This window comes from Mesopusillimonas faecipullorum, assembly GCF_020539505.1.
Taxonomy (GTDB): Bacteria; Pseudomonadota; Gammaproteobacteria; order Burkholderiales; family Burkholderiaceae_B; genus Mesopusillimonas; species Mesopusillimonas faecipullorum.
Genome location: NZ_JACDXW010000002.1, coordinates 212,197 through 236,738, shown reverse-complemented (window position 1 = coordinate 236,738; position 24,542 = coordinate 212,197). Strand labels below are relative to the sequence as shown.

At 58.5% G+C, this 24,542-nt stretch carries 21 protein-coding genes; 7 read left to right on the top strand and 14 right to left on the bottom strand.

The features are described from left to right. Nucleotides 1-161: 161 nt before the first annotated feature. Genes xdhB through H0484_RS04495 form a run of 3 tightly spaced genes read right to left on the bottom strand, consistent with a single transcriptional unit; the run spans nt 162 to nt 5,269 of the window. Entirely contained in the window at nt 162-2,507 is a 2,346-nt protein-coding gene (xdhB, locus tag H0484_RS04505) for a xanthine dehydrogenase molybdopterin binding subunit (protein ID WP_226953255.1), read from the bottom strand. 15 nt (nt 2,508-2,522) lie between these two features. Continuing rightward, a complete protein-coding gene (gene xdhA / locus H0484_RS04500) occupies nt 2,523-3,968 on the bottom strand; it encodes a xanthine dehydrogenase small subunit (RefSeq protein ID WP_226953254.1) in 1,446 nt (481 codons plus the stop codon). 20 nt (nt 3,969-3,988) lie between these two features. Continuing rightward, nucleotides 3,989-5,269, bottom strand: a complete 1,281-nt coding sequence (locus H0484_RS04495) for an MFS transporter (protein ID WP_226953253.1) — start codon at nt 5,267-5,269, stop codon at nt 3,989-3,991. A gap of 349 nt (nt 5,270-5,618) precedes the next feature. On the opposite strand from H0484_RS04495, the gene H0484_RS04490 reads away from it, so the two are divergent. From H0484_RS04490 to H0484_RS04470, 5 genes are all read left to right on the top strand, one after another. Continuing rightward, a complete protein-coding gene (locus H0484_RS04490) occupies nt 5,619-6,788 on the top strand; it encodes a M20 family metallopeptidase (RefSeq protein ID WP_226953252.1) in 1,170 nt (389 codons plus the stop codon). Continuing rightward, nucleotides 6,785-7,495, top strand: a complete 711-nt coding sequence (locus H0484_RS04485) for a GntR family transcriptional regulator (RefSeq protein ID WP_226953251.1) — start codon at nt 6,785-6,787, stop codon at nt 7,493-7,495. The genes H0484_RS04490 and H0484_RS04485 overlap by 4 nt, the downstream gene beginning before the upstream one ends. Then, nucleotides 7,492-8,520: an asparaginase gene (locus H0484_RS04480; protein WP_226953250.1), complete on the top strand. Its 1,029-nt coding sequence runs from the start codon at nt 7,492-7,494 to the stop codon at nt 8,518-8,520. Before H0484_RS04485 ends, H0484_RS04480 begins: the two co-directional genes overlap by 4 nt. 65 nt (nt 8,521-8,585) lie before the next feature. Next, nucleotides 8,586-9,377 carry a dihydroorotate dehydrogenase electron transfer subunit gene (locus H0484_RS04475; protein WP_226953249.1) on the top strand — a complete coding sequence of 264 codons (792 nt, stop codon included), beginning with the start codon at nt 8,586-8,588 and terminating at the stop codon, nt 9,375-9,377. Then, nucleotides 9,370-10,338, top strand: coding sequence for a dihydroorotate dehydrogenase (locus H0484_RS04470; protein WP_226953248.1), 969 nt, complete (start codon nt 9,370-9,372; stop codon nt 10,336-10,338). Before H0484_RS04475 ends, H0484_RS04470 begins: the two co-directional genes overlap by 8 nt. Before the next feature lie 21 nt (nt 10,339-10,359). Here the strand turns inward: H0484_RS04470 and H0484_RS04465 are convergent, their stop codons facing one another. The 11 genes from H0484_RS04465 to H0484_RS04415 form a co-directional block, all read right to left on the bottom strand. Beyond that, nucleotides 10,360-11,019 (bottom strand): phosphoribosylanthranilate isomerase, encoded by a 660-nt coding sequence (locus H0484_RS04465; RefSeq protein WP_226953247.1) that lies wholly within the window; start codon nt 11,017-11,019, stop codon nt 10,360-10,362. A gap of 39 nt (nt 11,020-11,058) precedes the next feature. Beyond that, nucleotides 11,059-11,862, bottom strand: a complete 804-nt coding sequence (truA, locus tag H0484_RS04460) for a tRNA pseudouridine(38-40) synthase TruA (RefSeq protein WP_226953246.1) — start codon at nt 11,860-11,862, stop codon at nt 11,059-11,061. 5 nt (nt 11,863-11,867) lie between these two features. Continuing rightward, nucleotides 11,868-13,445: a type IV pilus assembly protein FimV gene (locus H0484_RS04455; protein ID WP_226953245.1), complete on the bottom strand. Its 1,578-nt coding sequence runs from the start codon at nt 13,443-13,445 to the stop codon at nt 11,868-11,870. A gap of 18 nt (nt 13,446-13,463) precedes the next feature. Continuing rightward, a complete protein-coding gene (asd, locus tag H0484_RS04450; protein ID WP_226953244.1) occupies nt 13,464-14,594 on the bottom strand; it encodes an aspartate-semialdehyde dehydrogenase in 1,131 nt (376 codons plus the stop codon). A 40-nt stretch (nt 14,595-14,634) separates the two neighbouring features. Continuing rightward, on the bottom strand, nt 14,635-15,708 hold the full coding sequence (gene leuB, locus H0484_RS04445) for a 3-isopropylmalate dehydrogenase (protein ID WP_226953243.1): 1,074 nt from the start codon (nt 15,706-15,708) through the stop codon (nt 14,635-14,637). A gap of 462 nt (nt 15,709-16,170) precedes the next feature. Continuing rightward, nucleotides 16,171-16,818, bottom strand: coding sequence for a 3-isopropylmalate dehydratase small subunit (gene leuD / locus H0484_RS04440; RefSeq protein ID WP_226953242.1), 648 nt, complete (start codon nt 16,816-16,818; stop codon nt 16,171-16,173). A gap of 9 nt (nt 16,819-16,827) precedes the next feature. Continuing rightward, the gene (leuC, locus tag H0484_RS04435) at nt 16,828-18,228 is read right to left on the bottom strand and encodes a 3-isopropylmalate dehydratase large subunit (RefSeq protein ID WP_226953241.1); all 1,401 of its coding nucleotides are present in this window, start codon (nt 18,226-18,228) and stop codon (nt 16,828-16,830) included. A 165-nt stretch (nt 18,229-18,393) separates the two neighbouring features. Further along, on the bottom strand, nt 18,394-19,260 hold the full coding sequence (locus H0484_RS04430; RefSeq protein WP_226953240.1) for a M48 family metallopeptidase: 867 nt from the start codon (nt 19,258-19,260) through the stop codon (nt 18,394-18,396). A 19-nt stretch (nt 19,261-19,279) separates the two neighbouring features. Further along, nucleotides 19,280-20,341 (bottom strand): chorismate synthase, encoded by a 1,062-nt coding sequence (aroC, locus tag H0484_RS04425; protein ID WP_226953239.1) that lies wholly within the window; start codon nt 20,339-20,341, stop codon nt 19,280-19,282. 69 nt (nt 20,342-20,410) lie between these two features. Beyond that, on the bottom strand, nt 20,411-21,889 hold the full coding sequence (locus H0484_RS04420) for a protein adenylyltransferase SelO (RefSeq protein ID WP_226953238.1): 1,479 nt from the start codon (nt 21,887-21,889) through the stop codon (nt 20,411-20,413). After that, a complete protein-coding gene (locus tag H0484_RS04415) occupies nt 21,886-22,275 on the bottom strand; it encodes a DUF2069 domain-containing protein (protein WP_226953237.1) in 390 nt (129 codons plus the stop codon). The genes H0484_RS04420 and H0484_RS04415 overlap by 4 nt, the downstream gene beginning before the upstream one ends. 94 nt (nt 22,276-22,369) lie before the next feature. Here H0484_RS04415 and dapF point away from each other — a divergent pair, with 94 nt between their 5' ends. Further along, complete coding sequence (gene dapF / locus H0484_RS04410; RefSeq protein ID WP_226953236.1) at nt 22,370-23,284, top strand: diaminopimelate epimerase; 915 nt, start codon at nt 22,370-22,372, stop codon at nt 23,282-23,284. Between the two features lie 30 nt (nt 23,285-23,314). Next, entirely contained in the window at nt 23,315-24,541 is a 1,227-nt protein-coding gene (locus tag H0484_RS04405) for an LL-diaminopimelate aminotransferase (protein ID WP_226953235.1), read from the top strand. Nucleotide 24,542: the final 1 nt, after the last annotated feature.

Below are 24,542 nucleotides of genomic sequence, written 5' to 3'. Positions count from 1 at the left end.
TGCTAAACCTGGGCATTGCTTGTGGGTACTGCTTTGTATTACTGCTTTGTGCTTACTACTGCTTTTTTCGCCGCGCTTAAATACTGAAAACGCTGCAAAGCCTTGCATTATAGGGGGATTTTTCCGTTTTTGTCCAATTTACCCTGCGCCTGATACACGTTTTACAACAGGGTGGCGGCCTCTTCCCGCCCTAGCCCTTTGGCGCACGCTTGCTTAGCGCCTGCCATAGGTTTGGCCAGCAATACTCTTTCAGGCGTAATCGGTGCATCCATGGCTGGGCGCGGCACCACTTCCGAAGCCGCTTCCAACAAGGCCTGATACACCGACACGGCCAGCATAAGAGGCGGCTCGCCCACTGCCTTGGAGTGATAAGGGGTAGCCGAACGGAAAGCAGGATTTTCCATCAGCTTGACGTTCATCACGTCGGGCCGGTTGCCCACCGAAGGGATTTTATAGGTAGAAGGCGCATGCGTGCGTAGCCTGCCTTTGTCGTCCCAGTGCAGCTCTTCGCTGGTCAGCCAACCCATGCCCTGGATAAAGCCGCCTTCTATCTGGCCTATGTCTATGGCAGGGTTCAGCGAGCGCCCCACGTCGTGCAAAATATCCACACGCTCTACCCGGTACTCGCCGGTCAAAGTGTCGACCAGCACCTCGGAAACTGCCGCACCATAGGCAAAATACAAAAAGGGGTGGCCATGAAAAGTGTCGTTATCAAAGTGAATATCGGGCGTTTTGAAAAAGCCGGTGGCCGAAAGCGAGGTGCGCTCCAGATAGGCCAGCCCCACCAGTTTTTCAAAGCTGATGCGCTGCTCGCCCGCTTGCACATGGCCGTCTTGAAAGACGATGGCCTCAGCTTCGGCACCGAAATGTCGGCAGGCTACTTCGCTTAAGCGCCCTTTTAGCTTCAGCGCCGCGTCGCGGGCTGCCATGCCGTTCAGATCGGAACCCGCCGACGAGGCGGTGGCCGAGGTATTGGGGACTTTTTCGGTGGTGGTGGCGGTAATGCGCACTTTTTCTACGCCCACACCCAGTTCGTGCGCCACGATCTGCGCCACTTTAATAAATAAGCCTTGGCCCATTTCCGTGCCGCCGTGGTTCAGGGCGATACTGCCGTCTTTATAGATATTGATGAACGCCCCGCCCTGATTCAAGTGCAAGCGCGTGAAGCTGATGCCCATCATCACGGGCGTCAGTGCAATACCCTTTTTAAGATAGCGATGCGTTTGGTTAAAGGCTTGCACGGCCTGACGGCGCTCGTCATAGCGCGATTCCTCCACCAGCTGGTCTATGATTTCCGGCAAAATCATATTGCTTAAGGTTTGGCCGTAATGCGTTTGGTCACGGCCCGGGCCGTAAAGGTTGCGGCGCCTAACTTCCAGCGGGTCTAGGCCCAGATGCTGGGCAATATCCAGCATGGCGCGCTCTATACCCATCACTCCTTGCGGAATACCAAAGCCGCGAAAGGCGGTGTCGGAAACGGTGTTGGTGCGGCAGCGATAAGACTCTACCGCCACATTGGCCAGGTAATAGCTGTTGTCGCAATGCAAGACGCCTCGGTCCGCCACCGCGCCCGATAAATCAGCCGTGTAGCCACAGCGCACTTTCTGCACAAAGCGCACACCTTCTATAAGGCCTTGGTCGTCAAAGCCTATGTCGTAGTCAATAACGAAGGCGTGACGCTTGCCCGTCATGCGCATATCGTCGTCCCGATCTAAGCGCACTTTGGCCGGGCGCCCGGTTTTGCACGCCACCAACGCGGCAATAATCGCAAGCTGCGCGGGTTGGGTCTCTTTACCGCCAAAAGCGCCGCCCATACGCCGCACCTGCACCTTCACGGCAGCGTCGGGTAAATCTAATACGCGCGCGCACAGGCTTTGCACTTCGCTGGGGTTCTGGGTAGAGCAGTAAATCAACATGCCGCCATCGTCTTCGGGCACGGCCAACGAAATATGGCTTTCCAGGTAAAAGTGGTCTTGCCCGCCGGTACGCAAGCTGCCCTGCAATCTATGCTTGGCCCCTTGCAGCGCAGTATCTGGGTCGCCACGTTTGATTTTGCGTGGGGGCAGCACAAAGCTTTGCTGCGCCATGGCTTGTTCTACCGTCAAAACGGCCGGCAAGGGTTCGTATTCAATACGTGCGTGTTGGGTGGCAAGCCGTGCGGCGTCTAGGGTTTCGGCAGCCACCGCATAAATAGGCTGACCCAGAAACTGCACGGTGCCTTGGGCGAAAACGGGTTCGTCTCCGGCATGAATGCAACTGACATCCACCACACCGGGAATGTCTTCAAGGGTAACGACAGCCGCCACGCCGGGCTGATGCGCCACATCGTCAAGCTCACATTGCAGAATGCGCGCATGCGCATGAGGGCTTTGCGCCACGTATACCTGCAGCGTGCCACGCGGCTCGGGGATGTCGTCTATATACAAAGCCGCGCCGGCCACTTGCTGGCAAGCGCTGTCGTGCGCTTGCGAGACGCGAACTTGGGTGTAGGGGGTTTCGTTGCTCATAGTTTTTCCCTTGAATCAACAGGCAATGGCGCAGTCTTCCTGGCCCACCGTTTGCGCATACAGACGCCGCAACAAATTGGCTGCCACCAGGCTTCTGTACTCGGCACTGGCGCGAAAATCGCTTAGCGGGGTGTATTCGCGGCCCAATATGGCCGCCGCCTGTTCTATGGTTTCGGCATTCCAGGGCCTACCCACCAGCCAGCGTTCGCAGCCCGTGGCGCGCAAGGGGGTGCCGGCCATGCCGCCAAAGCAAATCCGCGCAGATTCCACCGTGGGTATGTCGCCGTGGTACAGCAGGCCGATATTGAAAGCGCCGCATACCGAAGAGATGTCTTGCTCGAAGCGCTTGGTAATCTTGTACACGCGATATACCGCATTGGCTGGCGGTTCGGGCACCCAGATAGACTCTATCCATTCGCCCACTTGCCTATTCTGTTTGCCGTAGGCAATGAAGTAGTCTTCCAGCGGCAAGCTGCGTACCTCTGAGCCGCAGCGCAGCGTTAACTGGGCGCCAGCGGCTATCAGGGCCGGGGGCATGTCGCCTATGGGCGAACCATTGCCGATATTGCCCCCTACCGTGCCCATGCTGCGCACTTGTACCGCCCCGACTCGCGACACCAGGGCGTCCAAGGCGGGATATAAGCGCGACAGAGCGCTACGGGCACGCTGGTAGCTGACCGCGGCGCCTATGCGCACACCCCCGCCCTCTTGCCGTATCTGTGAAAGCTCGGGGATTTTTTCCAAATGCACGACGGTAGCCAGGCTGCGGTGCTGCTTGGTAACGAACAAGCCCACATCGGTACCACCCGCTAACAAGGTTGCGTCGGGATGGCGCTGCAAGACTTGCGCCAGTTCTTCGCTGTTGGCGGGGGCAATGAAACGCCGCCCTTGGTATTCCAGCTCGAAGCCTTCATGTTTGGGCAAGGCTTCGAGCTGCTGTTGCAAGGCGGCGGGCGCACAGGCGGGTTGCGGTGCCTGGCTAAGCACACGGGTGGCGGCTTCGATAATGGGCGTATAGCCCGTGCACCGGCACAGATTACCCGCCAGCATTTCATTAATGGCCTGGCGCTGCGGCTTGACGCCATTCAGGCTGCCCGCATACATAGACATGACAAAGCCCGGCGTGCAAAACCCGCATTGGGAACCATGGCAATCCACCATCGCTTGTTGCACAGGGTGCAGGCCGGCCTGGCTTTGCAAGGCTTCTACGGTAAATAGCGCCTTGCCGTCTAGCTGGGCGACAAACTGTATGCAGCTATTGACCGCCCGATAGCGCAACTGCCCTTCGTGCAGGTCGGCCACCACCGCCGTGCACGCCCCACAGTCGCCCTCGGCACAGCCTTCTTTGGTGCCAAGCAAGGCTTCGGTTTCGCGCAGGTAACGCAGCACGGTAAGGGTGGGGTCGAATGCCTCCAGGCGGCGCAGCTGGCCATTCAAGAGAAAGTGAACTGCTTGTCTCATGTGTGCTCCTGAAAGGAATCTTAAGCTCGCAACTCGGTGCCGTTGGTTTCACCTATGAATAAGGCCGTGACCAGCAACAAACCATACGATATCAATGCGAACAGGCAGATGGCGCTGGAAAGCGGCATGGTGGCAGTAAAGGCACCCACCAAGAAGGGGAACAAACCGCCCACTGCGCGACCGGCGTTATAGGTAAAGCCCACCCCCGAACCCCGCACCGAGGTGGGAAAAAGCTCGTTCAGGCAAGGCAGCACCGCCGAATAATAAGAACTGGCCACAAAACCCAGTGGAAAGCCGATGAGCAACATAATGTTGTCGGACAACTGAGGAATATGGGTATAAACATAGGCCAGCGAGGCAGCCAAAATAGACGAGCCTATGAAGACAAAACGCCTGCCCATGCGGTCGGAAAGCCAACCCCCTGTGACATAACCGAGAAAGGCGCCGAAGATGACCACCAATAAATAAGGCGTAGAACCTATGACCGAGATATTGCGTTCGGCGCGCAGAAACTGCGGCATCCAGATCATGAGCGAGTAAAAACCACCCTGCGCCCCTATGGAAAGCAAGGAGCCTAGTATGGTGCTGCGCAGATTGCCGTTGGTAAAAATACCCATTAACGATGGCCGGCCCTGTTCGCGCTTGGCGCGCGCAGCAATGGCAGGCTCTTCGACGTGACGACGGATGTAGAAAATCAAGATGGCAGGCAGTGCACCGATGAAAAACATGACGCGCCAGGCGATTTCGGGCTCGAACAGATAAAAAGTGAGCAATTGCGCCAACACGGCAATGGCCCAACCGACTGCATAGCTGGAAGCATAAAAACCCATGACCCGGCCACGGTACTTGGCGCTGACCGCTTCGGACAAGGTGACGGCAGCTACTGCGGCTTCACCGCCAAAACCGATACCCAGCAAGGCTCGGTAAATAGCCAGTTGCTCGGGGCTTTGCGCGAAACCCGAAAGCAAGCTGCCCACCGAAAACAGCAACACCGTGATTTGCATGGTGCGTACGCGCCCCACGCGATCCGACAAGAAGCCTCCCAACCAACCGCCGACGGCGCTAGACCACAGAGAGATAGTGGCAATACCGCCCGCTGTGGCGCCATCCATGCCCCACAGCGCAATCAGCGTGCCTATGAGCAGCGGAAACATCATGAAGTCCATGGCGTCTAGCGCAAACCCCGCCGAACACGCCCAGAACGCCTTGCGTGTTTTGGGCGTCATGTCGCCATAGAAATCCAGTACCCCCACCCTTTCGTCCGAAGCTGTCGGCAGCTTGGTTTGATTCACCGTTCCCATTCACGATCTCCGAAGGTTCATATCCAGCCGCAAAATAACGGCAGAACGGGAAAAATAGTATCATCGTATCCAATATGATGGATCATGGATTAGGGTAATCGATAGGAAATTATTTGATAGCAGGCGCTTTCCTATTTTTATTTCACACCCTGAAAACTCTTTCCATCTCTATGTTTTATGTTGTTTATCAATGGTATTTGTGTTTTTACCTTGTCTTTTCATCTCATTTTAAGCGTTGATAAAGAACTCAGGCACTGGATTTTCACCTGGGTAACGGAAAATCACCTTTGACGCTAGAATAGGTTTTGCTGTATCTTTGTATCCAATTCAATAAACATCAGGAGACATCATGCCGAATATCAGCCCCACAGAAGCCGCCTCCCTGGTTCCGCTGCTGCAAACTTTTGTGCGCTTTCCCAGTCAGCAAACCGACCTGCAAGAAAGCGACCCTGAAGTCCAGGCTTTTATCCGGGAATGCGCAGCCCCCAAGCTGAAAGCTTTGGGCTTGGAAATCGAATTCGACGAGATGGGCAACGTGATCGCAGCCATCGGGCCTGCCGACACCGGGCGCTCTTTGATGTTTGTGGGCTATGCCATGACGCATCCGGCCGCCCGTATGCAAAATCCCTTTACCGCCGAACTTATCGACACGCCACGCGGCCAAGCGGTGCGTGGGCGTGGCGTGGCCGAACAGAAAACCGCCCTGACCGCGGCCATAGGCGCTATCGAACAAGCTTTGGCGCATGGTCAATTGCAAGGGCGCTTGATATTTACCTTGCTGACGGCAGGCGAAACCGGTCGCCACGACGCCCTTGCCAGCGTCATGAAACGCTTGCCTGCCCCACCCCAGTACGCCGTGGTATGCATAGGCACCGACAGCAAAGTGGCCATAGGCAACAAGGGCCGCATAGATTTTGACGTCATCGTGGCTGGTAAAACCTCGCATAGCTCGGTTCCCTGGGAGGGCATCAACGCCATTGCCGGGGCCTGCCGGGTGATCACACAGTTTGAGTCCCTGGATTTAGGCGTGCCCGAACACCCCGCTTTCGGCCCGGCTACGCTAACGCCCACTGCTGTTTCCAGCAGCCCACGCGCCACGCACACCGTGCCCGATACTGTGCGCGTCACCTACGATAGGCGCCTCTTGCCCGGCGAAGAGCCGCAAGAAGCCTTGTCTGCCATTCAAGAAGCGCTGCACATACCCGAACCCTGGAAGGCTGCTTTCGAATTAGGGCCGGTCATGTATCCCAACGAGTTGTCTACCGACAGCCCCTTCTTTAAGCACCTGGATCAAGCCTATCGCCAGGTGACCGGCCAAGAGGCCCCCAGTTTTTATTGCAATTTTGCGCTGGATGCCGGTTACTTCAGCCGCGACGGCATACCCGCAGTGATGCTGGGGCCGGGCGAAGTGCATCAGTTTCATTCCAGCGAAGAACACGTGCTGGTCGAAGATTTGGTAAAAATCTCTAAGGTATATTACGCTTTGATAGAAGAATGCCTATCGGGCCCCAGCGCATGAATTCAATAGCTACTCCATCTCAGCCTACCCTTCGCCCCACCGGGCGGCCTGCGCCGAGCACTGTTCCGACGCCTATTGATCGCACCCTTTCACCGGTCGAACAGGCGTATCAGTATATTTTGAACGGTATTTTGTCCGGCGAACTGACGCCGGGCATGCGCGTGCCTTCTGAAACCATTGCCGATGCATTGGGTATCAGCCGCATGCCGGTGCGCGACGCCCTGCGCAGTCTTGAAGGCGCAGGTGTCGTGACCATTTTTGCCAACCGCGGTGCAGCGGTGGCCAAGTACTCGCAATCCGAGGTCACCCAACTGATAGAGATGCGGGCCGTGCTGGAAGGCTTGGCCGCGCGCCTGGCCTTACCCAATATCGGCCCCAACGAACTCGAAGAGCTAGACCACCTGCGCCGCAAAATGCTTAAAGCGGTGGATTCCTTGGGCACCTGGATGGCCTTGCACGACGAATTCCACAACTATTTAACGTCTTTAAGCCAGCGTGCTTTGCTGCTGCAACAGACCGAGCGTATGCGCCTGATGCTGCTGCCGTATTACCGGCGCTATTACGCGCAAAGCCGCGAGATGGAAATCAACGGTTCAGAGCATCAAAAAATTCTTAGCGCCATCGAGCACAAAGACCCTACCCTGCTCGAACAAATCGTACGCGGCCACGCACTGATCAACGTAGCCAAAGTGGCAGAACTGGCATGAATACGCCGCGCCGCATCCTCGTGCTTTATGCAGGCGGCACCATAGGCATGGTGCCCAGCAGCCGGGGGTATGTGCCGGGCGCCGCCCTGCCCGATTACGTGGCCGAACAAACCGCCCAGTACGACGATCTGCGGCCGCACCGTTGGCATGTGGAAAGCATGGCGCCTTTGCTTGACAGCGCCAATGCGCAAGCCGGCGACTGGTACGCCCAGGCGCAAATTTTGTGGCGCTGGCAAGATCGCATCGATGGCGCCGTTATTTTGCATGGCACCGACACGCTGGCTTACGCCGCCAGCTTCTTGTCTTTTCTGATGCAGGGGTTTGGCCGCCCGGTGGTGATCACCGCTTCGCAACTGCCGCTTGGGGTGCAATATAGCGATGCCCCCGCCAATTTGCTGGCGGCCTTGCGCTGCGCGCTGTTAAGCGATTTGCACGAGGTGGCTCTTTGTTTTGGCGGCCAACTGCTGCGCGGCAATCGTGTGGTCAAACTGGGGCCGTCACCCGATGAAGGCTTTGCCTCACCGCATTGGCCGGTTTTAGGCGACACACGCCGCCACGCAACACTGCATGGGCAGTATTTGCTGCCCAAACAGGCGATTAGCGCCGCACCCAAATTAAACGGCATCAGTGCCAGCGTGGGCCTGCTGCGCCTTTACCCCGGTATTCCCGCTTCGGTCGTACAGGCCGTGGGCCAGGCCCACCCGCAAGGCCTGGTGCTTGAAATGTATGGCATAGGGGCAGGCCCCAGCATCAACCGCCAGCTCTGCACGGCTTTGGGTCAATTGCACCATGCCGGCACGCCGGTGGTGGCGGTATCGCAATGCCCCTACGCCGCCGTTAAAGATCTGGGTGTTTATGAGTCCGGCCAAGCCTTTGCACAACAAGGTGTTATTGCCGGCCTAGACCTCACACCCGCCGCAGCTTTTGCCAAGCTGCATTATCTAAGCACGCAAGGCTTGCTGGCTGAAAGCGCACAATGGCAAGCCAGCATACAGACCCCTTTAGTGGGAGAAGTGACGCCCTAAGCGCCTTGAGCCTCTTTTTTTAAGCTGTACTGGATACAAAAATCCAATTTATTCTTGGAGAGAGCATGGAACAACTTACCGCACCTATCGTCTTCAATAGACATCTCACCGGAGACTACTGGCTGCTAGAGGTGGAGTGCCCCAGCATGGCGAGCGCTCTCAAGCCGGGGCAGTTCGTCAATATCCGTATCGGCGACAACCTGACGCCTTATCTGCGCCGTCCCTTTAGCGTGTACCGCATCAGCGAAGACCGCCGTCGCCTGCAAGTGGCCTACAAAGTCATAGGTGAAGGCACCCGTTTGATGAAGGAAACCTTGCATGCCGGAGGCTTGTGCGACCTGATCGGGCCATTGGGCCAGGGCTTCAGCCTGCCCGAACATGCCAAACGTATTGCCGTGGTGGGCCGTGGCATCGGCATCGCCGCCCTGCCTACTTTGGTAGACGAAGCCGCTCGCCGTGGTGTTCAGGTGTACGCCTACCTTAGTGCCCGCACACGCGACAACCTGGTAGCTGAAGACATCTTCGCCGAATATGGTTTTGCGGTTCATACCCATACCGACGAAGAAAACAGCCAAGCCAAGGTCACCGACCCGCTGGTGGCGCTCAGCCAAGAACTGGACTTCGACGCTTTTTATGTATGCGGTTCGAACCGACTGGCCAAGGCCATAAACGAAGTGGCCAGCCGCCAGGGCGTACCTGCCGAAATTGCCATGGAACAACACATGGCCTGTGGTTTTGGTGATTGCCACGGCTGCGTGATTCCCGTCACTATCGAGCGCGGCAAACCCGAAACCGCGCTGCGCGAAGTGTGCCATTACGGCCCTGTCTTCAACACTTGGGAGGTTATTCATGCTTGACACCACTTTGACACCCGCCCCTGAAGCCCAAGAGCAAGTGGGCCATGACCAGCCTTCTTTGGCTGTGCAGATAGCCGGCATCACCATGAAGAACCCCCTTACCGTGGGTTCGGGCACCTACGGCCATCATGGTAACTTTAGCCAGTTTTTTCCGGTGGAAACCATGGGCGCCTTGGTGCCCAAGACCATACGCAACTATCGTTGGCCGGGAAACCCCGCGCCTAGGGTGTATGAAGTAACGGCAGGCCTGCATAGCTCGGTGGGCATTCCCAGCAATGACTGGGAAACCTTTGCCGCCAAAGACGCCCAGATATTGCGCGATTTGAAGCTGCCGGTGATTCAAAGCGTGATTGGCCGCACCGAAGACGAATACGTGGAAATCGTAGAAAAATGCGATGCCCTGGGTTTTCTAGCCGGGCTGGAGCTTAACCTTTCCTGCCCCAATCTGAAGCAAGGCGGCCTGGATTTTGGTTATGACCCGGCAGCCGCCAGCCGACTGGTGGCGCGCGTGCGCAAGGCGACTCGCTTACCTGTCATCGCCAAGCTGGCGCCAGATTATTCTTCTCTGGTGAATGTGGCCAAAGCGGTGGAAGCCGCCGGTGCCGACGCGATTGCCCTGGTGAACGCGCCCCGCGCCATGTGCATAGACTACCAAACCCGCAAGCCCATCATCGGCAACAAAATTGGCGCCTTGTCGGGCGCGGCAATTAAGCCCATGGCGGTTTATATGGTGTGGCAGCTTTATCGCAGCGTACAGATTCCCCTGTTTGGAATGGGCGGGGTCAGCGATTATCGCGATGTGGTGGAATTTATGGCCGCCGGTGCACGCGCTGTGGCTTTTGGCACCATCAACTACGTTGACCCCATGGCGCTGCCTCGCGCCATAGCGGATCTGCGTCAGTATTTGCTAGACCAGGGAATCAACGATGTGAACGAGTTGGTGGGCAGCGCCCACGATTAAAGCTTAGACGCAGATGGCGCGCTAGCCCATGCGCGCGCCGTCGGCCTCGCGCACGGCGCGTAAAAAGGCCGCGATTTTTTCTACCGATTTAATGCCTTTGCTCTCTTCCACGCCACTGGAAACATCAACGGCGTAAGGATGCAGATGGCGGATCACCCCGCCTACCGTAACAGTTTGCAGACCGCCGCTCATGATAAGGGGCGGTGTGTCTTTCAAGGCCAGCACCTCGTCTAGCAGGGCTGGGTCAAAACTGAGGCCGCTGCCGCCGTAACCGGTGCTATAGCTATCGAACAGCCAGGCGGCTGCCGAGGCAAAGCCTTGGCAGGCCTGTGCCAGCGCCTGCGCGGTTTCCATGCCAGGCCCGCCCGCACGAAATGCCTTGAAGTAAGGCAAGCCGAATTGCTCGCAAAACTCTACGGTTTCTTCACCGTGAAACTGCAACACGTTGGGGTGCAGCTGCTGGATGACTTCGCGCACTTCGGCTTCGCTGGGGTTGACGAACAAAGCCACCATAGAAACCAACACCGGCACTTCACGGCGCAAACGGGCGGCGCGTTCTATCGTCAGGTGACGCGGGCTGGGCGGGTAAAACACCATGCCTATGGCGTCTGCGCCCAAGGTGCAAGCGGCACGAATATCGTCCTCGCGGGTCAGGCCGCAGATTTTGACTCGGGTACGCATGTAAGACTCCTAAACCTATGGGGTGCCGCACTGGGCGGCTCAAGAAAACCAGGGCAGATGCTGAGCCCAGGTTGCCTCGATATTGCCGGTGGGCAGGCCATGTACCGGGTCGTAATCAACACCGGCCAGATACAGGCCCGAAGGTGAAAACGTAGGCGCGGCCAAACGACGGTCACGCTGCAATAGCAATTCTGCCATCCACTGGGCGGCTTGTCTGCCCATGCCTATGTACAGCAAGGCCCCCACCAAGTTGCGCACCATGTGGTGCAGAAAAGCATTGGCGGTGAAACGAAAAACGTAGAACACCCCCTGCTGCGTCACGCTGGCCGCCGTCATGGTACGCACCGGGCTGGCCGCCTGGCATTGCGACGAACGGAAACTGCTGAAATCGTGCTGGCCCGGCAAAGCCAGCACGGCTTGCTGCATGGCTTCCAGATTCAAAGGCTGAAACACCCACCCCGTCCGTTCACGCAACAAGGGTGAGCGCACGGCAGCCTGACGCACGACATACAGATAGGTGCGCGAGCGCGCACCATAACGGGCATGAAAATCCGCGGAAACCGGCTGCGCCCATTGCACGGCCACGCTGTCGGGAAGCAGGGCATTCAAGCCACGCACCCAAGATTGCAGCTCGCGATGTTTGGGGGTTTCCAGATGCACCACTTGCGACAAGGCATGCACACCGGTGTCGGTGCGACCCGCGCAAATCGTGGGGCACTCATGCCCCAGAAACTGCTGCAGCGCGGCTTCCAGGGCGTCTTGCACACCGGTGCCACCCGGCTGGGTCTGCCAGCCACGCCAGCCCGAGCCGTCGTAGGCCAGGCCCAGGGCAATGCGTTGCATAAGATTTAAACGGACTTATTGCCGCCGTTGCGGCGGGAAGCGTCAGCAGCGGGCGTATCGTCGTTAAGGTCCAGATCGATTTGCTCGAGCTTTTGCCTGACCATGTCTTCGGTGATGGGCGCGCCGCGATCGGCATCGCCACGATTAACGCCGGCACGGCGCAACCACCACACCAACAACAACACCAGCAAGGCCAACAGGCCCGTTACGATACCCAGCATATGCCTTTGCCACCACGATTCTGTTGCTTCGGCGTCTTGCGCCGTGGGTGAACCCGTTTGGGCCACCTTGGAATTATTGCTTGCAGCCCCTGCTGCATGAGCGTCGGCTGCTGCCTGCCCTATGGGCAAGCCAGGGGCGTCGTTAGCCCCGGTACCGGCGGTGCCGTCCTGCGCAGAGCCAGCGCTGGCAGCCGGAGTGCTGTTTTCACCGGCTTGCCCTGCTTGCTGGCCTGCGGCCTGATCGCCCTGGCCCGCAGCCCCTGGTGCGCCTGCTCCATTGCCTTGAGCCGCCGCCCCGCCCTGGCCTTGATTGACTGCCTGGCTTAATGCCTGAACGTTGCCTTCAAGCTCGGCGATGCGATCGCGGCTGTCAGCAATGTTTTTATCCGAGGCCAAACGGTTGTCGGCCCGGGCATCGGCAGCAGACTGATTGCCCGAAAGCACCAGTTGGTCGGTGGCAGCGGAAGCCACCGGCGCAGACGCCGCCGCGCCTTCTGCCGCTACCTGCCCTTGCGTGGCGTCACCGCTGGCAGCTTGGCCACGCATACCCGCGATGCGATCGCGATACGCGGCAAAGGCTTCGCCTTGCTCTTGGAACAAGCGGCGAGCCTGCGCGTCGGAAAGCACGGCCAGTTCGTCGGCGGTGGGCAAACGCAGGGTGGCGCCCGCTTTAAGCCGATTGACGTTGCCATCTATAAAGGCCTCGGGGTTGATTGCTTGCAGCGCCATCATCATTTGGTGCACAGACACGCCCGGCACCGCGTTGCTGCGAGCAATGCTGTACAAGGTATTGCCGCGTTTGACGCGTATGCTGTCTTGGCCCGATGCGCCAAGCCCCGCCTTTTGCGTGCCGGCTGCCATATTTGCAGCCCGGCTTGCGCTGCCACTACCCTGCCCGGCGCTGGTGGCAGCCAATGCCACCTTGGGCGAGCGGGCATCGGGCGCCATCACGCTGACCTGATGCAAAAATTGCCCGCCTGCGGTGCGGATGTCTAGCAGCAGATCGGCGATATCGCCGTGAAAAGTTTCGTTGGAACGCACCTGAACCACTTGCGTACCCGCCACCGAGCCGGGCAGCACCTGGAAGGACAAGCTTTCTAGGGCCACAGGAGGCGTCAGCCCCGCATCGCGCCAGGCTTGCGCGGGGGCGGCACGGGCTGACGTGGCGTCGGCCTGGCCAGCTTGGACTTCGCGCAAAGCAAGTTCGACCGCCAAGGGTTGCCCCGACGTGGAGACCATGCGCGCATGGCCTACACGAGCTGCGTTAGCCGTTGTACCAACTGCCAATGCGGCAAGCAGCGCACCCGCCAGCAAAGTATGACGAACAAGGCGCACACGAGGCGTCTGGCGGGTGACTTGCATGGGTGCTTCCTTTGCTTGTTACAGTTCGCCCAACGCGATGCGCAGCATACGGCGTAGCGGCTCAGCCGCACCCCACAACAGTTGATCGCCTACAGTGAAGGCGCTAAGGTAGTCGTCACCCATGGCCAACTTGCGCATACGGCCCACGGGGATATCCAGCGTACCCGTAACCGCTACCGGCGTAAGTTGCTGCATGGTGGCCTCGCGCTCGTTGGGAACGACCTTGGCCCACTGCGAACCTTCGCTGATGATGCTGTTGATTTCGTCCAGCGGCACGTCGCGCCTGAGCTTGATGGTTAAGGCCTGGCTGTGGCAGCGCATGGCGCCGATACGCACGCACAGACCGTCTACCGGTACGGGCGCGGTATTGAAACCTTCGCCACGGCCCAGGATCTTGTTGGTTTCAGCGCCGCCTTTCCATTCTTCGCGCGACATGCCATTACCCAAGTCGCTGTCTATCCAGGGGATGAGGCTACCGGCCAGCGGTACGCCGAAGTGATCACGCGGCAAGGCAGGGTCTTGCTGCTTGGCCAACACGCCACGGTCGATTTCAAGAATGGCCGAGGCCGGGTCTTCGAGCAAGCCCGCAACCGATTGGTTGAGCAGACCGAACTGGGTAAGGAGTTCGCGCATGTGTTGCGCACCGCCGCCCGACGCCGCTTGGTAGGTCATGCTGGTCATCCACTCGACCAGATCTTGCTTGAACAAGCCGGCCAAGCCGATCAGCATGCAGCTGACCGTGCAGTTACCACCGACGAAGTTCTTCACGCCCTTGGCCAGCGCAGCGTCGATGACGTTACGATTGACTGGATCGAGAACAATGACTGCGTCTTCTTTCATGCGCAGCGTGCTGGCCGCGTCTATCCAGAGACCATTCCAACCTTCTTGACGCAGGGTGTCGTACACACGCTTGGTGTAATCGCCACCCTGAGCCGTAACGATAATAGGCAGCTTTTTAAGGGCTTGAATATCGTAGGCGTCTTGCAAAGGGCCAGCGCCCGAAGCCCACGAGGGCGCAGCGCCACCGGCGTTGCTGGTGGAAAAGAAGACGGGTTCGAATAAGGAGAAATCGCCTTCGTCGCGCATGCGTTGCATGAGGACGGAACCCACCATGCCACGCCAGCCGACTAGGCCCACTGCTTGCGTCATAATTGAAAGTCTCTGTATAAGGTCGGATTAAGGAATCGCTTTATTTTAACGCCTTCAAGACAGCGTCGCCCATTTCCGAGGTAGATACCCGCAACATGCCCGGCTCGTAGATGTCAGCGGTGCGCAAGCCTTGCTCTAACACGCTTTGAACAGCGGCTTCGATGCGGTCGGCTTGAGCGGCTTCATCCAGCGAATAACGCAGCAGCATGGCGGCTGACAGTATCGTGGCCAAGGGGTTGGCGATGTTCTGACCGGCGATATCGGGGGCCGAACCATGGCTGGGCTCGTACAGACCTTGGCCCGCAGCGTTCAGCGAGGCCGAAGGCAGCATGCCTATGGAACCCGTCAGCATGGCGGCTTCGTCAGACAGAATGTCGCCAAACAGGTTGCCGGTCACCACCACGTCGAATTCTTTGGGTGCGCGCACCAATTGCATGGCGGCGTTGTCGACATACATGTGCGACAGTTCGACCTCGGGGTATTCAGCCGACACCGCAATCATCACGTCGCGCCAGAATTGCGAGGTTTCCAGCACATTGGCTTTGTCTACGCTGCACAGCTTTTTGTTGCGTTTGAGTGCTGCCTGGAAGGCAATGTGAGCAATACGGCGGATTTCGCTTTCGGCGTAGTGCATGGTGTCGAAACCCTGACGCTCGCCTTTGAAAGGGCCGTCTTCCAGAGTACGCACACCGCGCGGCTGACCGAAATAGATGTCGCCCGTCAGTTCGCGCACGATCAGGATATCCAGGCCGGCCACCACTTCGGGCTTAAGCGTGGAAGCATTGGCCAGTTGTGGGTACAGAATGGCCGGGCGAAGATTGGCGAACAAGCCCAGCGCTTTGCGCAGGCCCAGAATGGCTTGCTCGGGGCGCAGGTGGCGTTCCAGATTGTCGTATTTCCAGTCGCCTACGGCGCCAAACAAAATGGCACGCGCCGATTGCGCTAGTTTGAGGGTGGCTTCGGGCAGGGGGTGACCATGAGCGGCATAGGCCGCGCCGCCTACCGGCTGGGTTTGCAGCTCAAGCGGCAGGCCCAGGGCGGTCAATACGCGTACGGCTTGTTCGGTAATTTCGGGGCCGATGCCATCACCGGGTAAAACTGCGATTTGATGCATGTCTGTGCTCTGTTCTATTGCTTAATTCGGTTGATGAGAAGATTTTTTACTTTTTACTAACCCGCGCTGTGCCGTAGCAGCCGTTTCCGGCCCGGTCGTTCGGCTCGGGCGCGCCAGCAGGCGCCCTCGGCCCCTTCGGGGCTACCCTCGCTCCAACGTGCCGAAAACGGCTGCTACGGCACAGTGCTAGGCGGTGGTGTTTAGCGTAACTTAGTTTCGTCTTTGTTAGGCCCAACGTATTTCCAACAGATGCCTGAACACCGCCGTCCAGCACGCCGCTGGGGCAATGCATTCCAGGCACGTTGGAAGGCGGGAAGCCCGCGCAGCGGGCCGAGACCACATGCTGGTGTGGTCGAGCCAACTGACCGGGCCTGGAATGCATTGCCCCAGTGGCGGGCGAGTTAGCACCTAAGGGGTTAGCACGCAACCCGCAAAAACACACTAACACCCACCCACTAAGCTTTAAACCCGCTCCGCCGCCAGCCAAGGATGCCGCGCCAAACGCTGCTGCTCAAACGCACGGATCTTCTCGGCCTTCTGTAAGGTCGTTGCAATTTCGTCCAAACCATTCAGCAAACTATGCTTGCGAAACTCGTCGATCTCGAAACCATAGGTTTGCCCCGAAGGCGACACCACTTGCTGCGCCGCCAAGTCTATCGTCAGACTGTAACCCTCTTGTGCATACAGCTCTTCGAACAACTGAGCCACCGTTTGCTCGGGCAAAATAATGGGCAGCAAGCCGTTCTTGAAGCTATTGTTAAAGAAAATATCAGCGTACGACGGCGCAATAATGGCGCGAAAACCATATTGCATCAGCGCCCAAGGCGCGTGTTCGCGGCTGGAACCACAACCAAAGTTTTTGCGGGCCAGCAACACACTGGCGCCTTGATAACGCGGCTGATTCAGCGAAAAATCCGGGTTCAGCGGGCGCTTGCTGTTATCCATGCCAGGTTCGCCGTGGTCCAGATAACGCAACTCGTCGAACAGATTGGGGCCGAAACCCGTGCGTTTGATCGACTTAAGAAACTGCTTGGGAATGATCAAGTCGGTATCGACGTTTTCGCGGTCTAACGGTGCCACCAGGCCCGTGTGCTTGGTAAATGCCTGCATGATGGCTCCTTAGAATTGACGAATATCGACAAAATGACCGGCGATGGCGGCTGCGGCTGCCATCGCGGGGCTGACCAAGTGGGTGCGCCCGCCCTGCCCTTGGCGCCCTTCGAAGTTGCGGTTCGAGGTCGAGGCGCAACGCTCGCCGGGTTCCAGGCGGTCGGCGTTCATGGCCAAGCACATCGAACAGCCCGGCTCACGCCATTCGAAACCGGCTTCCAGCAAAATTTTGTCCAAACCTTCTTTTTCGGCTTGTTGCTTGACCAAGCCCGAACCTGGCACCACCATGGCCAGCTTGACGTTGGGCGCTACCTTGCGGCCCTTGGCCACTTCGGCAGCCGCGCGTATGTCTTCAATACGCGAGTTGGTACACGAACCTATGAACACTTTGTCGATCTGCACATCGGTAATCGGCATATTGGCTTGCAAGCCCATGTACTCAAGGGCGCGTTCCATGCCGCTGCGTTTGACTGGATCAGATTCGCCAGCGGGATCGGGCACTTTGTCGGTCACCGGCAACACCATTTCGGGCGATGTGCCCCAGCTTACCTGCGGCACAATGTCGGCGGCATCCAGTTCGACCACCAAGTCAAACTGCGCCCCTTCGTCGCTGTGCAAAGTCTTCCAGTATTCAACGGCCTCGTCCCAGGCGGCACCCGTAGGCGCATAGGGGCGACCACGGAAATACTCTATGGTTTTATCGTCGACGGCGACCATGCCCGAGCGCGCACCGGCTTCAATTGCCATATTGCACACGGTCATGCGGCCTTCCACCGACAATTCGCGCACGGCTGAACCGGCGAATTCTATGGCGTAGCCCGTACCGCCCGCCGTGCCGATTTTGCCGATCACATACAGCACCAAGTCTTTGGCGGTACAGCCTTCGGGCATCTTGCCTTCAACCTTGACCAGCATGTTCTTGCTCTTTTTCATGAGCAGGGTTTGCGTGGCCAAGGTGTGCTCGACTTCGGAGGTGCCGATACCAAAGGCCAAGGCGCCCACCGCACCGTGGGTGCTGGTGTGCGAGTCGCCACAGACGACGGTCATGCCGGGCAACGTGGCGCCTTGTTCAGGCCCGATCACGTGCACGATGCCTTGGCGCATGTCGTTCATGCGAAATTCGGTAATGCCGAAGTTTTCGCAGTTTTCGTCCAGGGTGTCTACCTGAAGACGCGAAATGGGGTCGTCTATGCCTTGGCTACGATCGGTGGTGGGCACGTTGTGATCAGCCACTGCCAAGTTGGCGGAAATGCGCCAGGGCTTGCGGCTGGCCAAGCTCAGGCCTTCAAAAGCCTGGGGACTGGTCACCTCGTGCAACAGGTGACGGTCGATATAGATCAAACAGGTGCCGTCGGGCTCTTGGTCGACGATATGGGCTTCCCACAGCTTGTCATAAAGGGTCTGGGCCATCTCGGTGCTCGCTTTTAAAAAGGAGGTATCAATCGGTACACGCCGGCTATGCGCCGGCCTTGCCATACCGATATTATCGATCCGCTTTTAAGCTAGTACAAGAAGACAATTTATACTGGTATAGCGACTACCTGTCTGGCCGAAACCCTAGTCAATGCCCAGCCCTTAACGCTTACCACCGGCCTGCTGATACAGCGGCATCATCTGCTCGGAAATCTTTTCGAGGTCGGCGATGCGGGTGGTAGGCGATGGGTGGGTGGAAAGGAACTCGGGCTGGCCGCCGCCCCCTGCCGAAGCCATTTTGCGCCACAGCGTGACCGCGGCGCGCGGGTCGTAACCGGCGCGTGCGGCAAGTTCTACGCCCATGCGATCGGCTTCGGTTTCGTGGGTACGGCTATTGGGCAAGGTAAACATCACTTGCGAAAGCTGGCCCCCTAAGTCAGCCGTGGCATTGCTGCCGGTAACAGCGGCCAATATGCTTAAGCCTATGCCGGTAGCCATTTGCTGCGACACCCGCTCACGTGCGTGTTCACGCAGCGCGTGGGCGATTTCGTGGCCTATCACCGCCGCGAGTTCGTCGTCGGTGGCTTTCAGCTGCTCTATCAAACCGGTGTACACCGCAATCTTGCCGCCAGGCATGCACCATGCGTTGACTTCATCTGAATCCAGCACATTGACTTCCCAGTTCCAGGCCGCCGCATCGGGCCTGAACACCCCCACCTGCTTGATCAGATTTTGGCTGATGCCGCGCACGCGTTTGGTTTGCGCCGCAGAGGGGTTCAGCGCTTTCTGGGCTTTGGCTTGTTGCACCAGTTGGTTGTACTGGCTGGCGGCTTCAGCTTGCAACTGCTGTTCGGGCACCATGCTGGACATGTATTGGGTACGGTTAATACCAACCGCCCCGCTTTGCGTGGTGTTCATGGGGGCGCAACCCGTAACGCCGATCAGCCCGGCGCAAACCGCCAGAGCCGCTGTTTTAGTGCGCCAGCCTTGTTTGGCTGCCGCCTTGTTCACTGTGCTGGTGGTGTGCATGTGTACTCCTCTTGTGGCCTTAACGTCCGGTCTGCCCCCTATGGCGCAAAGCGTGATCCATGAGAACGATAGCCAACAAGGCTTCGGCGATGGGGGTGGCGCGTATGCCTACGCAGGGATCATGGCGCCCCAAGGTTTGCACCAGTGTGGGATTGCCTTGACGATCTACCGAACGTTTTTCAACACGAATGCTGGAGGTGGGTTTGATGGCCAGCGACACCGTTACGGACTGCCCCGAGGAAATACCGCCCAGCACGCCGCCGGCGTGATTGCTTAAGAAGCCTTCGGGGGTGATTTCGTCGCCGTGTTCCGAACCTTTCTGGGCAATGCAATCGAAACCGGCACCGATAGAAACGCCTTTGACCGCGTTCAAACCCATCATGGCGTGGGCGATGTCGGCGTCGAGCCTGTCGTAAATGGGTTCGCCCCAACCGGCGGGCACGCCTTCAGCTACCACCTCGATACGCGCGCCGATGGAATCGCCATCACGGCGCAGTTGGTCCATATAGTCTTCCAACTGCTGAACCACGCCGGCATTGGGCGCGTAAAACGGGTTGTTGGGGACTTCTTCCCAGGATTCGAAGGGAATCTGTATGGGGCCCAGCTGGCTCATGTAGCCGCGAATGACGATGCCGTGTTCGTTAAGCAGCCATTTGCGTGCGATAGCGCCGGCGGCGACGGTGGGAGCCGTTAGGCGCGCCGAAGAGCGCCCCCCGCCACGTGGGTCGCGTACACCGTACTTCTTCCAATAGGCGTAATCGGCATGACCGGGCCGGAAGGTGTCGGCAATATTGGAATAGTCTTTGCTGCGCGCGTCGGTATTGCGGATAAGCAAAGCAATGGGCACACCCGTGGTCTGCCCTTCGTAGACACCAGACAAAATCTCTACCTGGTCAGCCTCTTGGCGCTGGGTGACGTGGCGCGAAGTGCCTGGGCGACGGCGGTCGAGTTCGGCCTGAATGTCGGCCTCGGACAAAGCCAGCCCGGGCGGGCAGCCGTCGACCACGGCGCCGATGGCCGGGCCATGCGATTCGCCGAAATTACTGACACAAAAAAGCTTACCCAAGGTATTGCCTGACATAGAAAATAATCAAAAATAGCTGCTAGATACGCAATTATGGCATTGGCCGGGCCGGCCCAACAAACGACCTTACGAAGAACAACTGACGGAAAGCTCTCTGGCCCAGTCTGGTGCCGCCTGCGCGTAAGCCTGCGCCCCGGTTTGCTCGGTACACGGTGTGCGCAACAAGCGCATCAGCACGTCTATCTCGGTGGGGTCGTCACGCTCGGCGCCGCGTATGGCTTGTTCGGCCAGGTAATTGCGCAATACGTACAAGGGGTTTGCTGCGTTCATGCCGGCCAAACGCTGCGGATCGGCCCAGGCCTGTTCGCCTACCCGTTCGCGATAGCGCAGCAGCCATTCGCGTGCGGGTGCGTCGTCGGCAAACAGCGCAAGAAATTCGGTGTCAGAGGCCGGCACTTGTGCCAGGCGTCGAAAGCACAGGGTAAAGTCGGCTTGTTGCGTGTGCAGCAGGCGCCACCAGTCGTCTACCAGCTGGCTGTCGCCTTCCCGCCATTGCCCCAAGCCCATTTTGGCTTGCAAGCGCCCCTGAAACTCCTGCAAAAAGGCCGCTTCAAAATGGCTGAGCACCGTCTTGGCCTGTTCGACGTCCACACCCAAGGGCAAGAGGCTTTCGGCCAAACGGCACAGATTCCAGTGCATGACCGAGGGCTGGGCATGCCAGGCATAACGGCCTTGTCTATCGGTATGGTTGCAAATGTGGTCGATGCGGAAGGCGTCCATGAAGCCATAAGGGCCGTAATCCAGCGTCAGGCCCAGAATCGACATATTGTCGGTGTTCATGACGCCATGACAAAAGCCCACGGTTTGCCAGCCCGCCACCAGCCTGGCGCTGCGCTCTACCACTTCGTGTAAAAAGCGCTGGGTCAGTGCTTGCGGGCCGCTATAGGGCCCGTTTTGTTCTTGCCGCAGGGCAGGAAAATAATTGTCGACGGTGAAATCGAACAAGCGGCGCAAAGCTTCGGGCTGGCGCGCCCAATGTTCGAAGGTGCCGAACCGGATGAAGCTGGGCGCCAATCGGGCGACCACAGCGGCCCTTTCCACGGTTTCGCGGTAGACGGGGTCGTCCGCCACCACCAGCGACAAAGCCCGCGTGGTGGGGATGCCCAGGCCATGCATGGCTTCGCTGGCCAGGTATTCACGCACAGAAGAACGAATCACGGCCTTGCCGTCGCCCATGCGCGAATAAGGGGTCAGCCCCGAGCCTTTTAACTGCACTTCCCAATTGCCATGTGGGCCTACGATTTCGCCCAGCAAATGCGCCCTGCCGTCGCCCAACTGCCCGGCCCACACGCCAAACTGATGGCCGCTGTAAACGGCAGCCAAACTGCTGCCGCCGGGTAAGGGGGCACTGCCGGCCAGCACTTGCACCCATTCCGGCTGGGCTAAGGTCTGTGCGGTAAGGCCTAGCAACTGCGCGGCCTCGTCGTTGGCATGCAATAAGCGCGGTTGCTTCAGCGGAGTGGGCGGCAGCTTGGTGTAAAACGTTTCTGGCAGGCTGGCGTAGCGATTGGCAATTTTCAGGTCTTCGGGTTTGATCAGGCTCATGCACTGCTCCCGGCCTTGATGCGTTGACGGGCTGCACGCTTGGCAGGCCGCACATAAAAGATAGCGCACAAGTAAAACACCAACGCCAGCACGACTTCTACCCCACCCAGCGCTGCAGACAGCGCAGAGGGGTCGGAATACGCACGCACCACGCCTTCCATCAAATAAAGCAGAATCAGCATGGAGGCCCATTGCATGGTGTAAAGGCTGCCCTTCAACACGCCGCGCAAAGGCAACAGCAAGGGCAGTACTTTTAGCACCAACCACGAACCGCCGGGGCGCAAGGGCGCCAGCCAAAGCTCCCACACCAAACACAACACAATCAGTAGTATCAGCGAGGCGGCGGCGCCCCAGCGCAAAGAAGAAGAAAGTCGCAATGAGTTCATACCGCTATCTTACCCGCCCGCCACGAGCGGAATTTGCATTTCTTGCATCGCCTTTCCATCTTTTTATGATATATTGTATTCAATATATTTAATCTTGAGTAAGAGCTTGAGAAACGGCTTGGTCTACCCCGCCCTTTCCCAGCAAAGGAATTTCCTCGTGGCAAGCGTTAACTTCACCAAAATGCAAGGAACCGGCAACGATTACGTTTACGTGAATGGTTTCGAAAACACTATTGCCGACCCAGCCGCCCTGGCGCGCCGCATCAGCGACCGTCACTTTGGCGTGGGTTCAGACGGCTTGGTGCTGATTCTGCCTTCGCAAGTCGCCGACGTACGCATGCGCATGTTCAATGCCGATGGCTCGGAATCTGAAATGTGCGGCAACGCCGTGCGTTGCGTAGGCAAGTACGCCCGCGATTACGGTTTGGTCGATAGCGACCTCATCCGCGTGGAAACCGGCGCGGGCATCAAGCTGGTGCGCTTGTTGTTTGACGGTGCCGGCACGGTAAGCGGCGCCACCGTCGATATGGGCGAGCCCGAGCTCACTCCCGAACGTATCCCTGCCAACCCGCCTGGTGACGAGACACGTTTGGTTTCCCACCCCATAGACGTCAGGGGCCAGGTCTACCGTATTACCGCCGTCTCTATGGGTAACCCCCATGCCGTCGTGTTTACGCATGATATCGATGCACTAGACCTTACCCGCTTAGGCCCTGGGTTCGAGCGTCATCCGCTTTTCCCCAACCGCGTCAACACCGAATTCGCCGAGGTGATTTCGCCCCGTCAGTTGCGCATGCGCGTATGGGAACGCGGGGCCGGCGAAACCTTGGCCTGCGGCACCGGCGCCTGCGCCACGGCAGTCGCTGCCGTGCTAAACGGCCATACCTGCCGCGAGGTTGACGTCGAGCTAAAAGGTGGCACTTTGCACATTCACTGGGACGAAAGCAGTAACCACGTCCACATGAGCGGCGCCGCCACTACCGTCTTTGACGGCTGCTATACCTACTAAACCCGTCCCTTACCTTTATTGAAACCCGCCATGACCACCGCCAATCCGAATTTCCTCAAGCTGCAAAATAACTACCTGTTCGCCGACATTGCGCGTAAGGTTGCAGCCTTCAAACAGGCGCATCCGGACAGGCGCGTCATCAGCCTAGGCATAGGCGACGTCACCCGCCCACTGACCCCTGCCGTGGTGCAGGCACTGCGCCTGGCAGTAGACGATATGTCGGTGGCCGACCGCTTCCATGGCTATGGGCCTGAACAAGGCTATGCTTTTTTGCGCGAAGCCATCGTGCAGAACGACTACGTGGCACGCGGTGTCAGTTTGTCCGCCGATGAGGTTTTCGTCAGCGACGGCGCCAAGCCTGATGTGGGTAATTTTCAGGAATTGTTTTCCCAAGACAGCATCGTGGCCGTTACCGACCCGGTCTACCCCGTCTATGTCGACTCCAACGTCATGGCCGGTCGCGCCGGCGAGCAACAAGGCCAGCGCTGGGATCGCATCGTGTACTTGCCTTGCGTCAAAGAAAACGATTTCGTGCCCGACTTCCCCTCGGTGCGGCCCGACATCATTTATCTTTGCTACCCCAACAACCCCACCGGCACCGTGCTCTCGCGTGCCGCCCTGCAAGGCTGGGTAGATTACGCCCGCCGCGAAGGCTGCGTCATTTTGTACGATTCGGCCTACGAGGCCTTCATTACCGACCCCGATGTGCCGCATAGCATCTACGAGCTTGAAGGCGCCCAAGAGGTAGCGGTGGAGTTTCGTAGTTTTTCCAAGACGGCGGGTTTTACCGGCCTGCGCTGCGCTTATACCGTCGTGCCCAAAGCTTTGAAGATCAGCGATGGCAAAGGCGGCCAGGTCAGTTTGCACGCCATGTGGAACCGTCGCCAAAGCACCAAGTACAACGGCTGCCCCTACATTGTGCAACGTGCCGCCGAAGCGGTATACAGCCCACAAGGTCGACGTGAATTGCAAGACGTCATTGCCAGCTATCAGCGCAATGCGGCACTGCTGCGCGGGGCGGCGGGCGGCATGGGCCTGGATGTACATGGCGGCGTCAACGCGCCTTATATTTGGGTGGGCGTACCCCGTGGGCTGGATTCTTGGGGCTTTTTCGACCGCCTGTTGCAACAAGCGGGGCTGGTTTGCACACCGGGCGCAGGCTTTGGGGCTGCAGGCGAAGGTTATGTGCGTCTAACGGCTTTCGGCACGCCCGCTGACACCGAAGAAGCCCTCAGGCGTTTGCGCAATCTGTACTAAA

What these genes read in the sequence shown, in the direction of transcription:
- xdhB (WP_226953255.1), bottom strand. Translation starts at nt 2,507, where the DNA reads ATGAGCAACGAAACCCCCTACACCCAAGTTCGCGTCTCGCAAGCGCAC.
- xdhA (WP_226953254.1), bottom strand. Translation starts at nt 3,968, where the DNA reads ATGAGACAAGCAGTTCACTTTCTCTTGAATGGCCAGCTGCGCCGCCTG.
- H0484_RS04495 (WP_226953253.1), bottom strand. Translation starts at nt 5,269, where the DNA reads ATGGGAACGGTGAATCAAACCAAGCTGCCGACAGCTTCGGACGAAAGG.
- H0484_RS04490 (WP_226953252.1), top strand. Translation starts at nt 5,619, where the DNA reads ATGCCGAATATCAGCCCCACAGAAGCCGCCTCCCTGGTTCCGCTGCTG.
- H0484_RS04485 (WP_226953251.1), top strand. Translation starts at nt 6,785, where the DNA reads ATGAATTCAATAGCTACTCCATCTCAGCCTACCCTTCGCCCCACCGGG.
- H0484_RS04480 (WP_226953250.1), top strand. Translation starts at nt 7,492, where the DNA reads ATGAATACGCCGCGCCGCATCCTCGTGCTTTATGCAGGCGGCACCATA.
- H0484_RS04475 (WP_226953249.1), top strand. Translation starts at nt 8,586, where the DNA reads ATGGAACAACTTACCGCACCTATCGTCTTCAATAGACATCTCACCGGA.
- H0484_RS04470 (WP_226953248.1), top strand. Translation starts at nt 9,370, where the DNA reads ATGCTTGACACCACTTTGACACCCGCCCCTGAAGCCCAAGAGCAAGTG.
- H0484_RS04465 (WP_226953247.1), bottom strand. Translation starts at nt 11,019, where the DNA reads ATGCGTACCCGAGTCAAAATCTGCGGCCTGACCCGCGAGGACGATATT.
- truA (WP_226953246.1), bottom strand. Translation starts at nt 11,862, where the DNA reads ATGCAACGCATTGCCCTGGGCCTGGCCTACGACGGCTCGGGCTGGCGT.
- H0484_RS04455 (WP_226953245.1), bottom strand. Translation starts at nt 13,445, where the DNA reads ATGCAAGTCACCCGCCAGACGCCTCGTGTGCGCCTTGTTCGTCATACT.
- asd (WP_226953244.1), bottom strand. Translation starts at nt 14,594, where the DNA reads ATGACGCAAGCAGTGGGCCTAGTCGGCTGGCGTGGCATGGTGGGTTCC.
- leuB (WP_226953243.1), bottom strand. Translation starts at nt 15,708, where the DNA reads ATGCATCAAATCGCAGTTTTACCCGGTGATGGCATCGGCCCCGAAATT.
- leuD (WP_226953242.1), bottom strand. Translation starts at nt 16,818, where the DNA reads ATGCAGGCATTTACCAAGCACACGGGCCTGGTGGCACCGTTAGACCGC.
- leuC (WP_226953241.1), bottom strand. Translation starts at nt 18,228, where the DNA reads ATGGCCCAGACCCTTTATGACAAGCTGTGGGAAGCCCATATCGTCGAC.
- H0484_RS04430 (WP_226953240.1), bottom strand. Translation starts at nt 19,260, where the DNA reads ATGCACACCACCAGCACAGTGAACAAGGCGGCAGCCAAACAAGGCTGG.
- aroC (WP_226953239.1), bottom strand. Translation starts at nt 20,341, where the DNA reads ATGTCAGGCAATACCTTGGGTAAGCTTTTTTGTGTCAGTAATTTCGGC.
- H0484_RS04420 (WP_226953238.1), bottom strand. Translation starts at nt 21,889, where the DNA reads ATGAGCCTGATCAAACCCGAAGACCTGAAAATTGCCAATCGCTACGCC.
- H0484_RS04415 (WP_226953237.1), bottom strand. Translation starts at nt 22,275, where the DNA reads ATGAACTCATTGCGACTTTCTTCTTCTTTGCGCTGGGGCGCCGCCGCC.
- H0484_RS04405 (WP_226953235.1), top strand. Translation starts at nt 23,315, where the DNA reads ATGACCACCGCCAATCCGAATTTCCTCAAGCTGCAAAATAACTACCTG.